Below are 18,132 nucleotides of genomic sequence, written 5' to 3'. Positions count from 1 at the left end.
TTGCCTCGCTCGCAGAGTGGAATGATTGACAAGGACTGACTATGACCACACAAACCCGCGAAAAAGACGAAAACATCGTTTGGCACTCACACGCCGTTGATAAAGCGCAGCGTGCCAAACTTAAAAATCAGCGCCCTGCGGTACTCTGGTTTACCGGGCTATCTGGAGCGGGAAAGTCGACCGTGGCTGGCGCGCTTGAAACCAAGTTGGCGCAGCTGGGTTACCACACCTATTTGCTTGATGGCGACAATGTTCGTCATGGCCTGTGCAGTGATTTAGGATTTTCAGAGCAAGACCGACGCGAGAATATTCGCCGCATCGGTGAGCTGGCGAAATTGATGGCCGATGCCGGTTTGATTGTCCTGTCTGCGTTTATCTCACCGCATCGAACCGAGCGTCAGCTGGTGCGTGAACTGCTGCCTGAGGGCGAGTTTTTGGAAGTGTTTGTCAACGCATCGCTCGATGTCTGTGAGCAGCGCGATCCAAAAGGGCTGTACAAAAAGGCAAGAGCAGGGGAGATCCCAAACTTCACCGGTATTGATTCTGAGTATCAAGCACCGCTTAACCCAGAAATCGATTTACCTGCGGGTGAAAAGAGCATCGATGAGCTGGTGGCAATGTGTCTTGAGACATTAAAAGAGCGGCAGATCATCGCTTAACCAAAAAAGCTTCCATGTCGGAAGCTTTTTTATCACCCGTGTTTTAGCATCAAGGCTTAACACGCGTGTGTGCCATTCATGTGCGCCATTGTGATACGCCGTGAGGGATGCGCTGTGCTTATTCGAAACAGATTTCGATAAAGGCGTTGCCCCATTGCGAGGTGAACGGCATGATGATGATCGAGCCTTCGCACTTGTGGCGAATCGTGTGGCCTTTCCCTGACACCACGACAGGCGTCGCCATATCAAAATCAAAGCCGCTTTCTGCCAAGATGCGTTTTGCACCGCCAGTGACCATGTTGGTGATTTCGCCCACCATATCGGTGACTTCATCATTCAAACCATTCGGGCGTTCACCCAACATGTTTTGCATGATTTCCAGCGCCAAGTTTTCATCAAAGGTAATAGACATCGAACCACGCGTTTGCTGGCCAACCATACCAATCAAACCGGAAATATCACCGCGAGCGATCTCATCCTTTTTTACACGAGGTTTTTGCGGTTTTAGCTCCAGTGATGCCATGGTCTTCAACACATTCATCAGTGAGGCTAAAAACGGGTTTACAAATTCAGCGCGCATAATCTTCTTCTATTCATTAATGGACTGTGAAACTTATTTTACTGTGAGACTTATTGCACTTTGTCAGCGCTGCACGACTGACAAGTCCCATGTGATTCAATCACGTGGTTTGTGAGTCTGAAACCGTGCCTTTCCGCGTTGTCTGCCAGTAAGGCTATCAAACTATCATCTTGTAATTCAATGACATTTCCACACTTGTCACAGATCAGTAGATGAGAAAAGTGCTTGTGTGCGTTACAAGAGCAGCACTGTATGAAACTGTTGGTCGACTCGACTCGGTGAATGAAACCTTGCTCTAACAGAAAATCGAGTGCTCGATAAACGGTTGGCGGCTTAGCCTGCGGTTCACTGAGTTTCAGCTCCTCTAAAAGTTCATACGCGCTGGACGCTTTCGGGCTGGCACAAATCAACTCAAAGACTCGTTTTCTTTGAGGGGTTAGCCGTACGCCTCTCGCGACACAGATTTCTTCAATTTGTGTGACTAGCTGTGGGTCCAAATTTCTCACCATAACCATTGGACATGTTTAATAATATACCATTTCCGCAACTTTAGCGTCGCGCGTAAGGCATTTTCTGATAAGTGTGTCAGTGCGTTATTTACCCTCACCGGACACAGAGCATCATTTTGACACTTGCGCATAAGTTACCTTATCTACAGGGAAAACGATACCAATAACGCGTGCCCTTTGTGTTTGTTGCTTGCATCTGTCAGAAATAGGGTTAATGTTTAATGGGTCAATCATCAAAAATTATAATAACGACAATGCACCATTAGGGGGAGCTATGCGGTCAGAAAGAGCCTATGGTCTTTCGAAGCTTGCCGAATTAGAACGAGGCCATCATGTGACACTGCCTGCGGCCTTTATACAGGCGTTGTCGGTGTCAACCTCACTGCAAGCGGTGCTCGATACCGTCTCCCAATGGATGTCGCAGATGTTTGCCTCCCAAAGAGCCAGCATTACGCTTAAGGAAGGCGGAGATACGCTCAAGGTCTACTCGATCAGTGGCAATAAAGCCATTCCACTCGATTCCCATCTCCCTATTGCGCAAACGCTCGTCGGCCGAGCCTTCTCAACTCGTACACTGCTCATTTGTGACGATCTTGCCACCTCTGAGGAGTTAGATTGCGTCATGCTGCGGGATTCTGGGCTAAAGACCTGTATGGATGCCCCTCTCGTGTGTGGTGACCAATGTTTGGGTACTCTTAATATTGGCCACGATCAAAGTCACTACTTTACTGAAGAGCAAGCTATTACTTTGCAATGTATTGCCAATTGGGTCAGCTTCAATATCCAACTGCATCAGCAAGTGATGGCGCTAAACCAACTGGCCACGACGGATGAGCTCACTGGCGCTGCCAATCGCCGGGTATTTTCAGCCAAGATTCAACAAACCTTGTCGGATTTTCATGAGCAACACCAAGGCTTTGTACTTGGCTTGATGGATATTGACCATTTTAAACCGCTCAATGATCGCTATGGCCATTTAGCGGGGGATCAGGTCTTAAAGCAAGTGGTGACGCTCACCATGCAGCAAATGAAAGGGTTAGGGCATGTCTCGCGCATTGGCGGTGAAGAGTTTGCGCTTATTGTTCGTCAGTCAGAACTGGAATCTGCGATGTCGGTGTTTGAGTCGCTTCGAGCCACGCTCGCACAATACCCGTATGAGTATGATGGCACTCGGATGTCGATCACCGTCAGTATAGGGGCGGTGGCACCTAGCGCTTTCGATCTCACACCTGAAAGTTTACTTAAACGCGCTGACCAAGCCTTGTACGAGGCAAAAGCGGCAGGGCGAAATTGTGTTCGAGCCAGCACAGAGCTGCGCCAAGACAGGGCGGGCTGACGAAAAAGCGAGTTGAAAATAAAAATGTGAGAAATCACTATCTATTATTTTTACAAGGTGTATAGTGTCGTCAGCTCAAAAAGCGGGCTATTAATGTAATATCTAGTTCAAGATCTTCACAGTTTCATTTCGATTCAGTCGTCATACTTATCCTGCGATACCTTTTTCTACATGCTTTCCTTAGTAGCTTCTATTTTCTTCATTAATGTATCAATGTATCGAGGTATTTATGTCTAATAAGACAACTGGTTCAGTAAAATGGTTTAACGAAACTAAAGGTTTTGGCTTCATCACTCCAGACAACGGTGGCGCGGATCTTTTCGTTCACTTCCGTTCTATTGTTAGCGATGGTTTTAAAACTCTCGCAGAAGGCCAAAAAGTGGCGTTCAACGTTGAGCAAGGTGGCAAAGGCCCACAAGCTGCTGACGTAACTGTACTGTAATTGTACTTAAGAGATCTCGCTGTCTCATTCAGATGGCGAGGTCTTTTTGTTTTCATTGCTTATCAAGGAGTTCAATGACTAGAAAATCTAACCGAAAAACATATTGGTATTATGTTCTTCGCGAACAAAAATTACCTAAAGGGCAAAGTGCCATTGTTCAAAATACACTATCACCTTTACTCTAGGTCGACATCTTGGTCTGCCTCCCTTCACCAGCTCAATAGCGACGTTCTCAAGCGGCACGTGCTGCCTCAGTTAAACACCGACGATTTAGATTTACATTTTTCATTTTGTGAAGTGAGTGAGTCTGGTCAATTTCAAAATTCTGACGGTGTGGTTTTAGGCTCTTTCCATATCGAATCGGATAAGGATTAAGCATTGAAGAAGAACGCAAAACCTCGTAAGCCTGCAGAAGAGGCTTCAACGAAACAAGAAGACCAGCCCCAAAACATCCATCAAATTCGCAAGAGAATTGAAGACATTCTTTTAGAACGTGATCAGAAAGAACGAATTGAACTCTAAATTGGAGAGAAAACAATGAGAAAACCAGCAAGACCTGCAAGAAAATCAGGCAAGAAAATGCGTAAGAGTGACTTTGAAGATAAGTTTTCTCTCATGGTGGGTGAATACAACAAACAGAAAGAGCTCTTGGACGCCATGAGTGAAGGCGACGCAGAACACGCCAAACAGAAAAAGAAATGTGACGCACTGTTCGCCAGCGCCGAGCGCTTTCTTAACGCCAATCAATAATCGGCGCGTCAACGTCAAATTGGACCCTGTAAATAATTCTGTGTAACTGTCGGGGGTTACATGTATTCAGTGAGTCGGTCTTCGAACATAATCATAAAGCGGTTTAGAGCTTGTCGCCAGTTTCTAATCGGCATCGTCCACTTCTTGGAAGCATCTCGGATAGCCAGGTAGATCACCTTTCTAGCTGACTCATCCGTTGGGAAGAGCTTGCGCTTCTTGATCGCTTTTCTAATAACGCTGTTGAGGGATTCAATGGCGTTAGTCGTGTAAATGGCTCGGCGAATATCCTCTGGGTAGTTAAACAGGGTGTTGAGGTTGTCCCAATGCGCCGTCCAAGAGCGACTGATTTGAGGATACTTGCTATCCCATCGTTCAGAGAACTGCTCTAAAGCGAGCAGTGCCTCATCTTCTGTGGCTGATTGGTAGATTTTCTTCAGGTCAGCCGTCACCGCTTTGTAGTCTTTCCAAGGGACGTATTTGACCGAGTTTCGCACCATGTGGACGATACAGAGCTGTATTTGCGTCTCTGGGAACGCAGTGTTGATGGCGTCAGGAAAACCTTTTAGTCCGTCAACGCAAGCGATAAGGATGTCTTTTACCCCACGGTTTTGAAGCTCTGTCAGCACGTTAAGCCAGAACTTGGCGCCTTCCGTTTCAGAGAGCCACATGCCGAGCAGTTCTTTCTGGCCTTCCATGTTGACGCCTAACGCAAGATAGACCGCTTTGTTGATGACTTGCTTGTCTTGACGCACCTTAACCACGATGCAATCGAGATAGACGATAGGGTAAATTTCGTCGAGAGGTCGCGACTGCCATTCAATCACTTGCTCGAGTACCGAGTCGGTCACCTTTGATATCAGCGTTGGCGAGACATCCGCATCATACATTTCCTTGAACGTTGCGACGATTTCACGTGTGGTCATGCCTTTCGCATATAGGCTTAATATCTTGTCGTCCATGGATTGGAATCGAGTTTGGTGCTTGCGGACGAGTTGAGGCTCAAAGCTAGCTTCACGGTCACGAGGGACGTCGATATCGACCTCTCCATCATCGGTGATAATGGACTTACCCGAGTAGCCATTGCGGGAGTTGGAGCTGGTTCTAGGTTGGTGTTTTTGATACCCAAGGTGCTCATCGAGTTCAGCGTTTAACGCCGTTTCAACGGTCACCTTGGTTAACATTTTTCGGAAGTCATCAAGATCGGATTCAGTCTTAATTGACTTTGCTGCTTCACGAGCAAAAGCTTCGAGTGCTTTCTTATCCATATTGTCCATCCTTAGCCTTTAAGGCTTAAGTTTAGACAGTTACACAGAATTCAGGACACTCTCTCAAATTGCTTCCAACCTCTTCATCGTAGCGCTCTGCTCAAGACGTGAGAGGTTGAGCTACTGTATCCTTCACGGGACGAATCGCCATCAGCGCGTTCACTCCTTCACCTCGCTACGATTACTTCTTCTCTACTTTTACCTTGTTCATCCGAGTTAATGTCATTTGCACCAAGTAAGTGCTTTGTTTTTTAAGTGCTTGGTTTTAGTGCAAGTTGTTGTGCTTTTTTGGTGAGGTCTTATTTTTTGTTATTTAAAATCAAATGGTTATTTCTTTGTTGAGGCGGGTGTGAAACTTGCATCACTCGAGGCCGTTTTGATTGTATACGATAAGATAATAATAAGGGACAAGGATGAACCTAACTCAGAGTGAACAACGTTGGCTACCGTGGCTTGGTAGCACAGGGAAGCTTGCCATGAAAAAGGCGTGCTATTTAAATCGCCATAGAAAAAATGAGCTCGAACAAACGTTTGAGAATATCGCACACACACGAGTGAACTTGCTTCAGGATTGGGCGAACAATCAATGGGCCTTTTTGACCAATGCCGCGCTCTACCTTTCAAGTAAACCTATCAATGAGCGTAATACGACATTAGAGGAACTGACTCAGAGGGGAAAAGACTTCTCAGAATTGTTTATTGTCGATAGTCAGGGCATGACCACTCACTCCAGTCATAAGAATCATATCGGCAGTCATATCGTCGATAATATGGCGCTGGCATCGGGTCTAAAGGCGCCATACTTGCTAGGCCCTTATGTGGATGAGCGCACACTGGCTGTTGGCCCTTCAAGTTCCACATTTCATGATGCGGTGACATTGATGTTCTATCAACCGTTGGGTAAGCCTGGTGAGGAGCAAGCATGCCTTTGCGGTCGAATTCCCAACGATGTGATTGGCGACATTATTCAACGCGAAGCAGGGCACATCTACAGTGAATCTGGTGACAACTACCTGTTTATGGTTGAAGCCAAGCATGATCCAAGTATTCTGCCGGGAACGGCATTATCGCGCTCACGTTTTGAAGACAATACCTTTTCTCATGGAGAGAATTTAAAACAAGGGATCACCACTGAGTTCGGTGTGGTGAAAGTTCGTCATCACACTGAGTTTGAAATTCTGTTCACAGACCCGGCAACGAAAGAGTTACACCCTGGCGTCAGAGAAACCATTCGTCACGGGCAAAATCTCTATATTGAATACCCAGGCTACTCTGACTACCGTCACATTCCCGTTATTGGTAAAGGGGTTACGTTTCAGTTGCCCGGTTCACCGGACCGTTGGGGGATGATGTGTGAGTCGGACTTAGAAGAAGTCTATCGACACCGAAGTTTGTCTTTAACTCAAACTCGACATTTTGCGTTCGGGGTTTTGGCCTCTGTATTGCTTCCGTCTTTCGCTGCGCACTACTTTCAACTTTCGCAAGTGTTTGTCTGGCTGTTGACGGCACTGGTTTGTATGGCGGTGACGTTTTCTTTTCACGCTCTCTGTGCACGTCCACTGTCTCGACGTGTTGAGGAAATGACGAATGTGATTCGTACCCTTGCAGAGGGGGATGGCAATTTGACTCAGCGCCTTGAAACGGAGCATTTGAAGCCTGATGAAATTGGCGGGCTTGGCCGCTGGACCAATAGCTTTATCGATAACTTAGAGGGCGTGGTCACGGAGTTGGTCTTTGCAAGCAAAGAGGTAAATCAAGTGTCCGCCTCTTTGTTGCGTCGCAGCCAAGTGCTCACCACCGCTAGCCAAGACACCTGTGCTTCCATTGAAGATATGATAGTGCTTAGTAAAGGCCAGCAAACTGACATCGAGTGTGCGAACCTTTCTGCAACAGAAATGGATAAAGCGATGCAAAGCACAATTGAACATGCGGCGCTGGAGTATCAACGTGCGGTTGAGTCCGCCAACGGTATCAAAGAAATCGTTGAAGCGTCAGCTCAGAGTGTCAATGATGTGAACGCTGAAATGGAAAAGATCACCGACATTGTCGACATCATCTCTGAAATCACGGCACAGACGAATTTGCTGGCATTAAATGCGGCGATTGAAGCCGCGAGAGCCGGTGAGCACGGACGTGGGTTTGCCGTGGTTGCAGATGAAGTTCGTACGTTAGCAGACAAAACCTCTCAAGCAGCGAACAATATCGGCACCATGCTGCAAAAGCTTCGTTCACAATCAAAGACAGCCGTTAGCTTTATGCAGCAAGGTATTGATAACGTCGAAAGCAACGCCATGATGGTCAATGGAACGGATGGCAATGAGGTTCTCCAGAACCGAGTTACCGAACTGTTTCGCATTATTAACGGTATTGCTGAAAACAGTGTTCAACACAGTAAAACGGTCGATCAAGCTCAAGTGACCTCCGAACAATTGATTATCTCTTCTCAACAGCTCGCGCGTCGAACAGCCTTAATGCAAAATGCACTGAAGCGTCTCGATCAACTGACAGGCCGTTTTGAAATCGCTCGAGCGTCATAGTGACCCAGTAGAGTGGGGAGAGTTAAATGCCCCACTGCTTGGCATGGTGTGAAAACACAGGTTCAATATCGCAAGATCAACGATTTAGATTTCTAAGGTCTGTGTGGTGTCTCGCCATGCTTGGGCACAGCGATAACTTGATGTAGAATCTGCGCTCTTTTTAATGAAACCACGATTCGAGCACTGACTGCTTTTGGCACAATAGCGCCCCAAAGCAGCTTTGAGGCAGCGAGTTGGGCGCTGATAGGGTGAGAAGATGCAAACAAAGGCGAGTTCAATGTTAGACACTAACGAAGAGAAAAAACCGACTCACAACGGGGTTTTTCCAAGCTCTCGATTCTCTATTGCACCCATGCTCGATTGGACAGATCGCCATTGTCGATACTTCCATCGGCTCCTCACTAAAGAGACCTTGCTCTACACAGAGATGGTGACAACCGGCGCGATCATTCATGGTAAAGGCGACTTCTTGGCGTACAACGAGGAGGAGCACCCAGTGGCGCTGCAACTTGGTGGCTCCAACCCGCAAGATTTAGCGACGTGTGCGAAGTTGGCGGCTGAGCGTGGCTATGACGAAATTAACCTCAATGTCGGTTGCCCGTCGGACAGAGTACAAAATGGCCGTTTTGGCGCCTGCTTGATGGCGGAGCCTGTGCTGGTGGCGGAGTGTATTGCCGCCATGCGCGATGTGGTTGATATTCCTGTGACCGTTAAGACGCGCATCGGCATTGACGATCAAGACTCGTATGAGTTTCTAACTGACTTCGTGCGCATTGTGTCTGAAAAAGGTGGCTGTGAGCAGTTTACGATTCACGCTCGTAAAGCGTGGTTAAGCGGTTTAAGCCCGAAAGAGAACCGAGAGATCCCGCCGCTGGATTACCCGCGCGCGTATCAAATCAAACAAGACTTTGCCCACTTGAACATTGGCGTCAATGGCGGCATTAAAACCTTGGATGAGTCGTTAGAGCATTTAGCGCACCTTGATGGCGTCATGGTTGGGCGAGAGGCTTACCAAAACCCGTACCTATTGGCCCACGTTGATCAGACGATTTTCGGTCTCGACACACCAGTGAAGAAGCGTCGCCAAGTAGTCGAAGAGATGTACCCATACATTGAGCAGCAGTTGGCGAAGGGAGCCTACTTAGGCCACATCACTCGTCATATGTTGGGCTTGTTCCAAAACATGCCAGGCGCGCGTCAATGGCGTCGTTACATCAGTGAGAACGCCCATAAACCGGGTTCCGGAATTGAAGTGGTACAATCGGCGCTGGCGAAAATCCCTCAAGAGTTGGATGTGTAAAAATCGCCAAACGAGTGGTTAAATTTACCAATAGATGAATATGAAGAGGTAGGGTTAGACCCTGCCTCTTTTTGTTTGTCTATATAAAACATGATCTTATCTTGATTTTTAATCTTGGCACACTATCTGTATTGATTGAGCAAAAAGGAGAGCACTATGTTTGAATTGATTTTTGCTTTGATCTTCGCGGCGACGTTGCTGGTCACAGGCGTGACCTTTCTGACCGTATTGGCCGCCATTGGCTTTGCTATGGTGGTGATGTTGCTGCTCGGGATGATGTCGGCGGTGATTAAATTAATCCCTTGGTTAGTGGTTATCGCGATAGCGGTATGGTTTTTTAAAAGCGTGGTCGCGCAGCCAAGATCCTAGCGCTGTTTAGGCTAAATTGTTGCGGGCAAGCTCGGTGAATGTGGTACTATTTTCGCTACGTCATCTATGATGCATAGCAACAGTGTGGAGAGTTTAATCAATGGGTATCAAATCGGCTGCAATTTTCACTATCGCCTCGATGGTTTCGGGATGGGCGATGGCGGAGTCCTCGTACACGGCGAAAGTCGGTGCAGAGATGTGGTGGCCGAAAACCAAGGTCAATGAAGTAAACCGCGACAGCGACACCACACCCAGCGGCTATTTGGCGATTGAGCATGACACGCCATACCTTCCCGATGCCCGTTTGCGTTACTCCAGTGTTGACGCCGATTACATGGCGTTTGATAAGCTCGACCTGACGCTCTACTACCGCCTGCTTGAGCATGATTTAATGCATTTCGATGCGGGGGTGACCCTGACGGATTTATCCGATACCAAGTACGTCAATGCCGAAGACATCAACAATCCAGTCGATTTCGATGGATTTATCTGGGCGTGGTACGGCTATGCAGAGCTGACGGTGCCCAATACGCATTTTGATATCATCGGTGAGATGAACTTTGGCAACAACAACGACATCAAAAGTACCGATTTGATGGCGGGCGTTCAGTACCGCCTGCCACTGAAAGAGACGACGTTGGCTTTCCGAGGTGGCTATCGCGTGATTGATTTGGAGTCGGGCAAGTTCGATGCGAAATCCGAGGACCTCGGTAAATCGTTTATCTTCGCCAATGGCTTTTTTGTTGGCGCGGAGTGGAGCTTCTAAGTCAGCGATTCTTCCCAGTGAAGAATATGTATGCGTCTTCTCGATAGCATGATGTATGACTGCCTTATGCCTTTCATTATAACTAGAAAAAGAGCGCTGCGATTGATGTGGCGCTTTTTTGTATCTATCGAACTGTTTTTTTATATCTATTCATTATAAATGCACGAAAAAATGTCGCGATATCGTCAGTTTCTTCCATGCTTATAGATGGCGCTTGTTTCTAGCCAGAGAAGGGAATCTCATGACGATTAATGAACTAAGAAGCCTATATCGAGACAATCAACTGGTGGAAGCCATTATTGAACCGTCTGTCCAAGAGGGCAGTTGGGTGGTGGAATTTCGCCACGCTAGAGGTGGTTTCGTGTTATTGACCGATGCTCAAGGTGAGGAGTGTCAGTACCTAGACCTTGATCTAGCCTCCAAGTCGGCAATGGCGGTGGGCTTTAAGCACGTACGGGTCGAAGCCAAATAGTCCCCACCACTCACAGAAAAAGACGCCTTGTCTATCACCTCTCATTATTACCTCCCCTGCTTGTACTGCGTAAAGGCGCGCGACTGGCTGACGGCGTTCAGGCGCTGCACGTTTCCTTTAATTCCAAAAGTTATAAAACATTCACTTCTATTCTTTCTTGTTATTAAGGAGAGTGGTTAATCTATCGTCACGCAATGAATAGGGATGTCGTGACCATGTCATTAAAAAACAACGTCTCCTCTGAAGGAAACGCATCACAAGAATTACCGGCTTTGGCTGCGCCGCTGAATGATCAGCAGCTAGGGTCTTTGCAACAAACTGTTGCTGGTTTATCTACTCAGCAGCTGGCATGGGTCAGCGGCTACTTTTGGGGCCTAGCACAACAGCCTCAAACCGCAGCAGCGTCTGCACCCATCAGTCAAGCGGCGGTTGCGGTGGCAGCCAAGCCTGCAGGTAAATTAACGATCATTTTCGCCTCGCAAACTGGCAATGCGAAAGGCGTGGCTGAAGCGCTCGAGCATGACGCAAAAGCGCAGGGCATTGATGTGGCGCTCTTTGATGCCAGTGATTACAAAGGCAAAAGCTTAGCCAAAGAGACCCACGTGATTATCGTGGCGTCAACCAATGGTGAAGGTGAAGCCCCAGACAACGCCATTGAACTGCATGAATTCTTGCAGTCGAAGAAAGCGCCGAAACTTCCGAACCTCAAATATGGTGTGATTGCGCTCGGTGACTCAAGCTATGAGTTTTTCTGCCAAACCGGTAAAGACTTCGATGCTTATCTCTCCAAGTTGGGCGCGACGGCCTTTATTGAGCGTGTTGACTGTGACGTCGATTATGAAGCGCCAGCCAGTGAGTGGCGTGAAAAAGCGCTCTCTATCGTTAAAGAAGAGTTGGCTGGTGGCGTAGAAGCTGAAGTCGTTCAGTTGCCAGTAGGTCAATCGGCGGTCGTGTCGTCCTACAACAAGCAAAACCCATACACCGCGACTTTGCTGACTAGCCAGAAGATCACCGGGCGTGATTCTGGAAAAGACGTGCGTCACATTGAAATTGATCTTGAAGGCTCAGGTTTGACTTATCAGCCAGGCGACGCCTTGGGCGTATGGTTTGAGAACAGCTCTGAGCTCGCCAATGCTATCCTAGCTAAAGTGGGTCTGTCAGGTGTGGAAAGCGTTGAAGTGGATGGCGAGAGCTTGTCGATTCACAGCGCGTTGGTCACTAAATTCGAAATCACCGCTTCTAATCCTCAGTTTGTCACAAAATTTGCTGAGCTGTCAGGCAGCAAGAAACTGCAAAAATTGGTCGAAGACAAAGACAAGCTTCGTGAGTACGCCGCCAACACGCAAATTGTTGACGTGTTAGCGGAGAAGAAAACCACCCTATCGGCAGACGCACTGATTGGTTTGTTGCGCCGCTTGACGCCAAGACTCTACTCGATTGCCTCAAGCCAAGCCGAAGTGGATGAAGAAGTGCATTTGACTGTTGGGCTGGTGGAATACCAGCAAGGTGACGAGTCTCGCTTTGGTGGTGCCTCAGGCTTCTTGGCTCAGCGCCTCGAAGAGGGCGGTGCGGTCAAAGTGTTTGTTGAAAACAACAACAACTTCAAATTACCTCAAGATGACAGCACGCCGATTATCATGATTGGCCCAGGCACTGGGATTGCCCCATTCCGCAGTTTTATCCAGGAGCGAGAGAACCGTGATGCGTCTGGAAAGAACTGGTTGTTCTTTGGCGATCGTACCTTTACTCAGGACTTCCTCTACCAAGTGGAGTGGCAGAAATACCTAAAATCAGGGGTACTCAGCCGTTTGGATGTGGCCTTTAGCCGCGATCAAGCCGAGAAAGTGTATGTTCAGCACCGCATTTTAGAGAACGCGGCACAAGTGTGGCAGTGGATTCAAGATGGCGCGTATCTGTATGTCTGTGGTGATGCCACTCGTATGGCAAAAGACGTTCATGACGCGCTGATCATCGTCGCTGAGCAGCAAGGCAATCTATCGCGTGATGACGCAGAAGAATTTATTAATGAGTTACGCAAAGCAAAACGTTATCAAAGGGATGTGTACTAATGACTTTTTCTACTGAAAATAACAAGCAGGTGGTACTGGGCGAAGAGTTAGGGCCGCTTTCCGATAACGAACGTCTTAAAAGAGAAAGTCACTTCCTACGTGGGACGATCGAAGCGGATCTGCAAGATCGCATCACCGGTGGATTTACGGCGGATAACTTCCAGCTGATCCGTTTCCACGGTATGTATCAGCAAGATGACCGTGATATTCGCAACGAACGTGCGAAACAAAAGCTGGAGCCTCTACACAATGTGATGCTTCGTGCGCGCATGCCGGGCGGCATTATCACGCCGAAGCAATGGTTGGCGATTGACAAGTTTGCTACAGAGCACTCTCTGTACGGCAGTATCCGTCTAACGACTCGACAAACGTTCCAGTTCCACGGCGTATTAAAGCCAAACATCAAATTGATGCACCAAACGCTCAACAGTATTGGAATTGACTCTATCGCCACCGCAGGTGACGTGAACAGAAACGTATTGTGTACCACTAACCCTGTGGAATCTGAGTTACACCAAGAGGCGTACGAGTGGGCGAAAAAGATCAGTGAGCACCTGCTGCCTAAGACGCGCGCGTACGCAGAGATCTGGCTAGACGGTGAGAAGGTTGAGACCACAGACGAAGAGCCGATCCTTGGCAGTAATTACCTACCGCGTAAGTTCAAAACCACCGTGGTGATTCCGCCGCAAAATGATGTGGATGTGCATGCGAACGATTTGAACTTTGTCGCGATAGCCGATAACGGCAAGCTGGTGGGTTTCAACGTTTTAGTTGGTGGTGGTCTTGCGATGACTCACGGTGATACGTCGACCTATCCACGTCGAGCGGATGACTTTGGTTTTATTCCACTTGAAAAAACGTTGGATGTGGCAGCCGCGGTTGTGACTACGCAACGTGACTGGGGTAACCGTTCAAACCGTAAGAACGCCAAAACCAAATACACGCTTGATCGCGTCGGTATTGATGTGTTTAAAGCGGAAGTGGAAAAACGTGCCGGTGTTCAGTTCCAAGCTAGCCGTCCATACGAATTCACAGAACGTGGCGATCGTATCGGCTGGGTAGAGGGCATTGATGGTAAACATCATCTCGCCTTGTTTATCGAAAACGGCCGACTATTGGATTACCCAGGCAAGCCCCTTAAAACCGGTGTGGCTGAAATTGCCAAAATCCATAAAGGCGATTTTCGCATGACGGCCAACCAAAACTTGATTGTGGCGGGTGTGTCGAAAAGCAACAAAGCGAAGATCGAGAAAATTGCGCGCGAACACGGTTTGATGGACGACGCGGTCAGCGAGCAACGTAAAAACTCGATGGCGTGTGTGGCCTTCCCAACTTGTCCGCTCGCCATGGCGGAAGCGGAACGTTTCTTGCCGCAGTTCGTGACCGACGTAGAAGGCATTTTGGCGAAACACAATCTACCAAAAGAAGACAACATCATTCTGCGCGTGACGGGTTGTCCTAATGGATGTGGCCGCGCGATGCTGGCTGAAATTGGTCTAGTGGGTAAGGCGCCAGGTCGATACAACCTGCACCTAGGGGGCAACCGCGCTGGAACACGCGTGCCGAAAATGTACAAAGAGAACATTACAGATAGTCAGATACTCGAAGAGATAGATCAACTGGTCGGTCGCTGGGCTACTGAGCGTGAGCAAGGTGAGTGTTTCGGTGACTTCGTTATCCGTGTTGGCATCATCCAAGAAGTATTGGTATCTAAGAGAGATTTTTATGCTTGATTCTGTAGCTTCAAAACCGGAGCTGGCAGAACTGCTTAAACTGACCAAGACCGAGCAAAGTCTTCATCTTGCCCAGATCAATGTCGAGCTTGAGCAACTGTCAGCACAGCAGCGAGTAAAATGGGCGCTTGAAAACCTCGATGGCGAGTTCGCGGTCTCGTCGAGTTTCGGTATCCAAGCGGCGGTGATGCTTCACCTCGTCACTGAGCAGAAACCGGACGTGCCAGTCATTTTGACCGACACCGGTTACTTGTTCCCGCAAACGTACCGTTTTATCGATCAATTGACAGAGAAATTGAACCTCAACCTAAAAGTGTATCGCGCTAAAGAGAGCCCGCAATGGCAAGAGGCGCGCTATGGCAAACTTTGGGAGCAAGGTATAGAGGGCATCGAGAAGTACAACAAGATAAACAAAGTGGAACCTATGCGCCGCGCGCTAGAGGAGCTTAATGTCAGCACTTGGTTCTCCGGTTTACGCCGCGAGCAATCTAAGTCGCGAGCTGGACTACCCATTTTGTCGATTCAAAATGGCGTGTTCAAGTTTCTACCAGTGATTGATTGGAGTAATAAGGACATCCACTATTACCTAGAAGAGCACGGTCTCTCTTACCACCCACTTTGGGATGAAGGGTATCTCTCTGTCGGTGATACGCATACCACTAAGAAGTGGGAGCCTGGAATGGCAGAAGAAGAAACACGTTTCTTCGGCTTAAAGAGAGAGTGTGGTCTGCATGAAGAAGATAACGAACTCGATGGCTCGGGTATTTGATGCGGTAATTGCGTCAATGAACCTCAAAAAAGGTCGCGTATGCGGCCTTTTTTATCGCTTGGAATTAGTCGCTGTGGATAACTCTGTGGTTATTATGTGGTAAATAGTTGGGTAAAGTTGGATAAATAGGAGCTTGAGCGCTAATTGCTCATTTAGGCTCTATTTTTACATTTTTATGAAAATATCACTTGCCAATGTGATTTCGATCTCTATAATGCCACCTCGTCGACAGGGCAGAGCTCATAAGGGTTCAGCGTTATCGACAGGGTCAACTAGCTCAGCGGTAACGTTGAAATAAAAACTTAAAAAAGTGTTTGACACTGAAAATTAAGTCGCTAGAATGGCCGCCTCTTGTGAGTGACCTGAGTCACAGCCAAGAACGCTCTTTAACAATATAAACCTATCAATCTGTGTGGGCACTCGTTGATGATAATCCAATTAGAAATTTCTCTTAATAAAGAGCGGTTTCAAATTAGGTTTCAATGAACTGAGTGACCATTGAGTCTTAGGACTCAGCACAGTCAATTCAAGTTTTCTAGGAACTAGCTTCTAGTCACTAGGAACTTATCAGTATTCATTGAGCCGAACAAAACTTTAAATTGAAGAGTTTGATCATGGCTCAGATTGAACGCTGGCGGCAGGCCTAACACATGCAAGTCGAGCGGAAACGACTTAACTGAACCTTCGGGGAACGTTAAGGGCGTCGAGCGGCGGACGGGTGAGTAATGCCTGGGAAATTGCCCTGATGTGGGGGATAACCATTGGAAACGATGGCTAATACCGCATAATAGCTTCGGCTCAAAGAGGGGGACCTTCGGGCCTCTCGCGTCAGGATATGCCCAGGTGGGATTAGCTAGTTGGTGAGGTAAGGGCTCACCAAGGCGACGATCCCTAGCTGGTCTGAGAGGATGATCAGCCACACTGGAACTGAGACACGGTCCAGACTCCTACGGGAGGCAGCAGTGGGGAATATTGCACAATGGGCGCAAGCCTGATGCAGCCATGCCGCGTGTATGAAGAAGGCCTTCGGGTTGTAAAGTACTTTCAGCAGTGAGGAAGGTTCATGCGTTAATAGCGTATGGATTTGACGTTAGCTGCAGAAGAAGCACCGGCTAACTCCGTGCCAGCAGCCGCGGTAATACGGAGGGTGCGAGCGTTAATCGGAATTACTGGGCGTAAAGCGCATGCAGGTGGTTTGTTAAGTCAGATGTGAAAGCCCGGGGCTCAACCTCGGAATTGCATTTGAAACTGGCAGACTAGAGTACTGTAGAGGGGGGTAGAATTTCAGGTGTAGCGGTGAAATGCGTAGAGATCTGAAGGAATACCAGTGGCGAAGGCGGCCCCCTGGACAGATACTGACACTCAGATGCGAAAGCGTGGGGAGCAAACAGGATTAGATACCCTGGTAGTCCACGCCGTAAACGATGTCTACTTGGAGGTTGTGGCCTTGAGCCGTGGCTTTCGGAGCTAACGCGTTAAGTAGACCGCCTGGGGAGTACGGTCGCAAGATTAAAACTCAAATGAATTGACGGGGGCCCGCACAAGCGGTGGAGCATGTGGTTTAATTCGATGCAACGCGAAGAACCTTACCTACTCTTGACATCTACAGAACTTAGCAGAGATGCTTTGGTGCCTTCGGGAACTGTAAGACAGGTGCTGCATGGCTGTCGTCAGCTCGTGTTGTGAAATGTTGGGTTAAGTCCCGCAACGAGCGCAACCCTTATCCTTGTTTGCCAGCACTTCGGGTGGGAACTCCAGGGAGACTGCCGGTGATAAACCGGAGGAAGGTGGGGACGACGTCAAGTCATCATGGCCCTTACGAGTAGGGCTACACACGTGCTACAATGGCGCATACAGAGGGCGGCGAACTTGCGAGAGTAAGCGAATCCCAAAAAGTGCGTCGTAGTCCGGATTGGAGTCTGCAACTCGACTCCATGAAGTCGGAATCGCTAGTAATCGTGGATCAGAATGCCACGGTGAATACGTTCCCGGGCCTTGTACACACCGCCCGTCACACCATGGGAGTGGGCTGCAAAAGAAGTGGGTAGTTTAACCTTTCGGGGAGGACGCTCACCACTTTGTGGTTCATGACTGGGGTGAAGTCGTAACAAGGTAGCGCTAGGGGAACCTGGCGCTGGATCACCTCCTTATACGATGATTATCGTTATGAGTGTCCACACAGATTGATATGGTTTGTAAAAGAGATGATTGCACAGTGATTTTTCTTAGTTAGAGGAAGGGAAGCGATGAGCGAAGGCGCATACATAGGTATGTAACTGAGCGAAGAGCGCAGCCTGACGAATAAATAAGGAAAAGCACGAAGCAAGAAATTGGGTCTGTAGCTCAGGTGGTTAGAGCGTTCGCCTGATAAGCGAGAGGTCGGTGGTTCGAGTCCACTCAGACCCACCAATTTATCTTTATGCTGCGTTAGATTGCTCGTTGTGTACTGGTGTACACGGCCTCACAATCTGCCTTGCCTAAAGAGAAATTATCCCGGTCATAAGACTGTTAATGGATTTATCCATCGATGGGGCTATAGCTCAGCTGGGAGAGCGCCTGCCTTGCACGCAGGAGGT

General features: G+C 48.2%; 16 protein-coding genes, 1 tRNA gene and 1 rRNA gene. 15 read left to right on the top strand and 3 right to left on the bottom strand.

All coding sequences use genetic code 11. The features are described from left to right. The first annotated feature begins 41 nt into the window (after nucleotides 1–41). The gene (cysC, locus tag AC6R03_RS15970) at nucleotides 42–659 is read left to right on the top strand and encodes an adenylyl-sulfate kinase (protein WP_487903287.1); all 618 of its coding nucleotides are present in this window, start codon (nucleotides 42–44) and stop codon (nucleotides 657–659) included. Nucleotides 660–777: 118 nt separating this feature from the next. On the opposite strand, the gene AC6R03_RS15965 is transcribed toward cysC, so the two are convergent. Both AC6R03_RS15965 and zur read right to left on the bottom strand, forming a co-directional pair. After that, entirely contained in the window at nucleotides 778–1,239 is a 462-nt protein-coding gene (locus tag AC6R03_RS15965) for a chemotaxis protein CheX (protein WP_500627531.1), read from the bottom strand. A 50-nt stretch (nucleotides 1,240–1,289) separates the two neighbouring features. After that, a complete protein-coding gene (gene zur, locus AC6R03_RS15960; protein ID WP_487903286.1) occupies nucleotides 1,290–1,748 on the bottom strand; it encodes a zinc uptake transcriptional repressor Zur in 459 nt (152 codons plus the stop codon). A gap of 274 nt (nucleotides 1,749–2,022) precedes the next feature. Here zur and AC6R03_RS15955 point away from each other — a divergent pair, with 274 nt between their 5' ends. From AC6R03_RS15955 to AC6R03_RS15940, 4 genes are all read left to right on the top strand, one after another. Continuing rightward, entirely contained in the window at nucleotides 2,023–3,084 is a 1,062-nt protein-coding gene (locus tag AC6R03_RS15955) for a sensor domain-containing diguanylate cyclase (protein WP_500630332.1), read from the top strand. A 229-nt stretch (nucleotides 3,085–3,313) separates the two neighbouring features. Continuing rightward, on the top strand, nucleotides 3,314–3,526 hold the full coding sequence (cspE, locus tag AC6R03_RS15950) for a transcription antiterminator/RNA stability regulator CspE (protein WP_500627533.1): 213 nt from the start codon (nucleotides 3,314–3,316) through the stop codon (nucleotides 3,524–3,526). A 378-nt stretch (nucleotides 3,527–3,904) separates the two neighbouring features. Continuing rightward, nucleotides 3,905–4,048, top strand: coding sequence for a hypothetical protein (locus tag AC6R03_RS15945; RefSeq protein ID WP_500627534.1), 144 nt, complete (start codon nucleotides 3,905–3,907; stop codon nucleotides 4,046–4,048). 15 nt (nucleotides 4,049–4,063) lie between these two features. Beyond that, nucleotides 4,064–4,276 carry a hypothetical protein gene (locus tag AC6R03_RS15940; protein ID WP_500627535.1) on the top strand — a complete coding sequence of 71 codons (213 nt, stop codon included), beginning with the start codon at nucleotides 4,064–4,066 and terminating at the stop codon, nucleotides 4,274–4,276. 56 nt (nucleotides 4,277–4,332) lie between these two features. Here AC6R03_RS15940 and AC6R03_RS15935 read toward each other — a convergent pair whose 3' ends face one another. Then, nucleotides 4,333–5,541: an IS256 family transposase gene (locus tag AC6R03_RS15935; protein ID WP_500625857.1), complete on the bottom strand. Its 1,209-nt coding sequence runs from the start codon at nucleotides 5,539–5,541 to the stop codon at nucleotides 4,333–4,335. Nucleotides 5,542–5,954: 413 nt separating this feature from the next. Between AC6R03_RS15935 and AC6R03_RS15930 the strand changes: the two genes are divergently transcribed. The 10 genes from AC6R03_RS15930 (at nucleotide 5,955) to AC6R03_RS15885 (ending at nucleotide 17,965) form a co-directional block, all read left to right on the top strand. Continuing rightward, on the top strand, nucleotides 5,955–8,078 hold the full coding sequence (locus AC6R03_RS15930; protein ID WP_500630369.1) for a methyl-accepting chemotaxis protein: 2,124 nt from the start codon (nucleotides 5,955–5,957) through the stop codon (nucleotides 8,076–8,078). Nucleotides 8,079–8,355: 277 nt separating this feature from the next. After that, a complete protein-coding gene (gene dusA, locus AC6R03_RS15925; RefSeq protein ID WP_500630370.1) occupies nucleotides 8,356–9,378 on the top strand; it encodes a tRNA dihydrouridine(20/20a) synthase DusA in 1,023 nt (340 codons plus the stop codon). Nucleotides 9,379–9,534: 156 nt separating this feature from the next. Beyond that, entirely contained in the window at nucleotides 9,535–9,747 is a 213-nt protein-coding gene (pspG, locus tag AC6R03_RS15920) for an envelope stress response protein PspG (RefSeq protein ID WP_334554563.1), read from the top strand. Nucleotides 9,748–9,847: 100 nt separating this feature from the next. After that, a complete protein-coding gene (locus AC6R03_RS15915; protein ID WP_500630371.1) occupies nucleotides 9,848–10,513 on the top strand; it encodes a TIGR04219 family outer membrane beta-barrel protein in 666 nt (221 codons plus the stop codon). A gap of 241 nt (nucleotides 10,514–10,754) precedes the next feature. After that, nucleotides 10,755–10,985, top strand: a complete 231-nt coding sequence (locus tag AC6R03_RS15910; RefSeq protein WP_334554559.1) for a hypothetical protein — start codon at nucleotides 10,755–10,757, stop codon at nucleotides 10,983–10,985. Nucleotides 10,986–11,200: 215 nt separating this feature from the next. Then, complete coding sequence (locus AC6R03_RS15905; protein ID WP_500627539.1) at nucleotides 11,201–13,054, top strand: assimilatory sulfite reductase (NADPH) flavoprotein subunit; 1,854 nt, start codon at nucleotides 11,201–11,203, stop codon at nucleotides 13,052–13,054. Then, nucleotides 13,054–14,787: an assimilatory sulfite reductase (NADPH) hemoprotein subunit gene (cysI, locus tag AC6R03_RS15900; RefSeq protein ID WP_334554555.1), complete on the top strand. Its 1,734-nt coding sequence runs from the start codon at nucleotides 13,054–13,056 to the stop codon at nucleotides 14,785–14,787. The genes AC6R03_RS15905 and cysI overlap by 1 nt, the downstream gene beginning before the upstream one ends. After that, the gene (locus AC6R03_RS15895) at nucleotides 14,780–15,556 is read left to right on the top strand and encodes a phosphoadenylyl-sulfate reductase (protein ID WP_334554553.1); all 777 of its coding nucleotides are present in this window, start codon (nucleotides 14,780–14,782) and stop codon (nucleotides 15,554–15,556) included. The genes cysI and AC6R03_RS15895 overlap by 8 nt, the downstream gene beginning before the upstream one ends. A gap of 596 nt (nucleotides 15,557–16,152) precedes the next feature. Then, nucleotides 16,153–17,706, top strand: a 16S ribosomal RNA gene (locus tag AC6R03_RS15890). Between the two features lie 182 nt (nucleotides 17,707–17,888). After that, a tRNA-Ile gene (locus tag AC6R03_RS15885) sits at nucleotides 17,889–17,965 on the top strand. Nucleotides 17,966–18,132: the final 167 nt, after the last annotated feature.

Source organism: Vibrio sp. R10-SG-ISO4, assembly GCF_059834135.1.
Note: the sequence above shows the minus strand (reverse complement) of the source record. Positions and strands in the feature narration are given on the sequence as shown.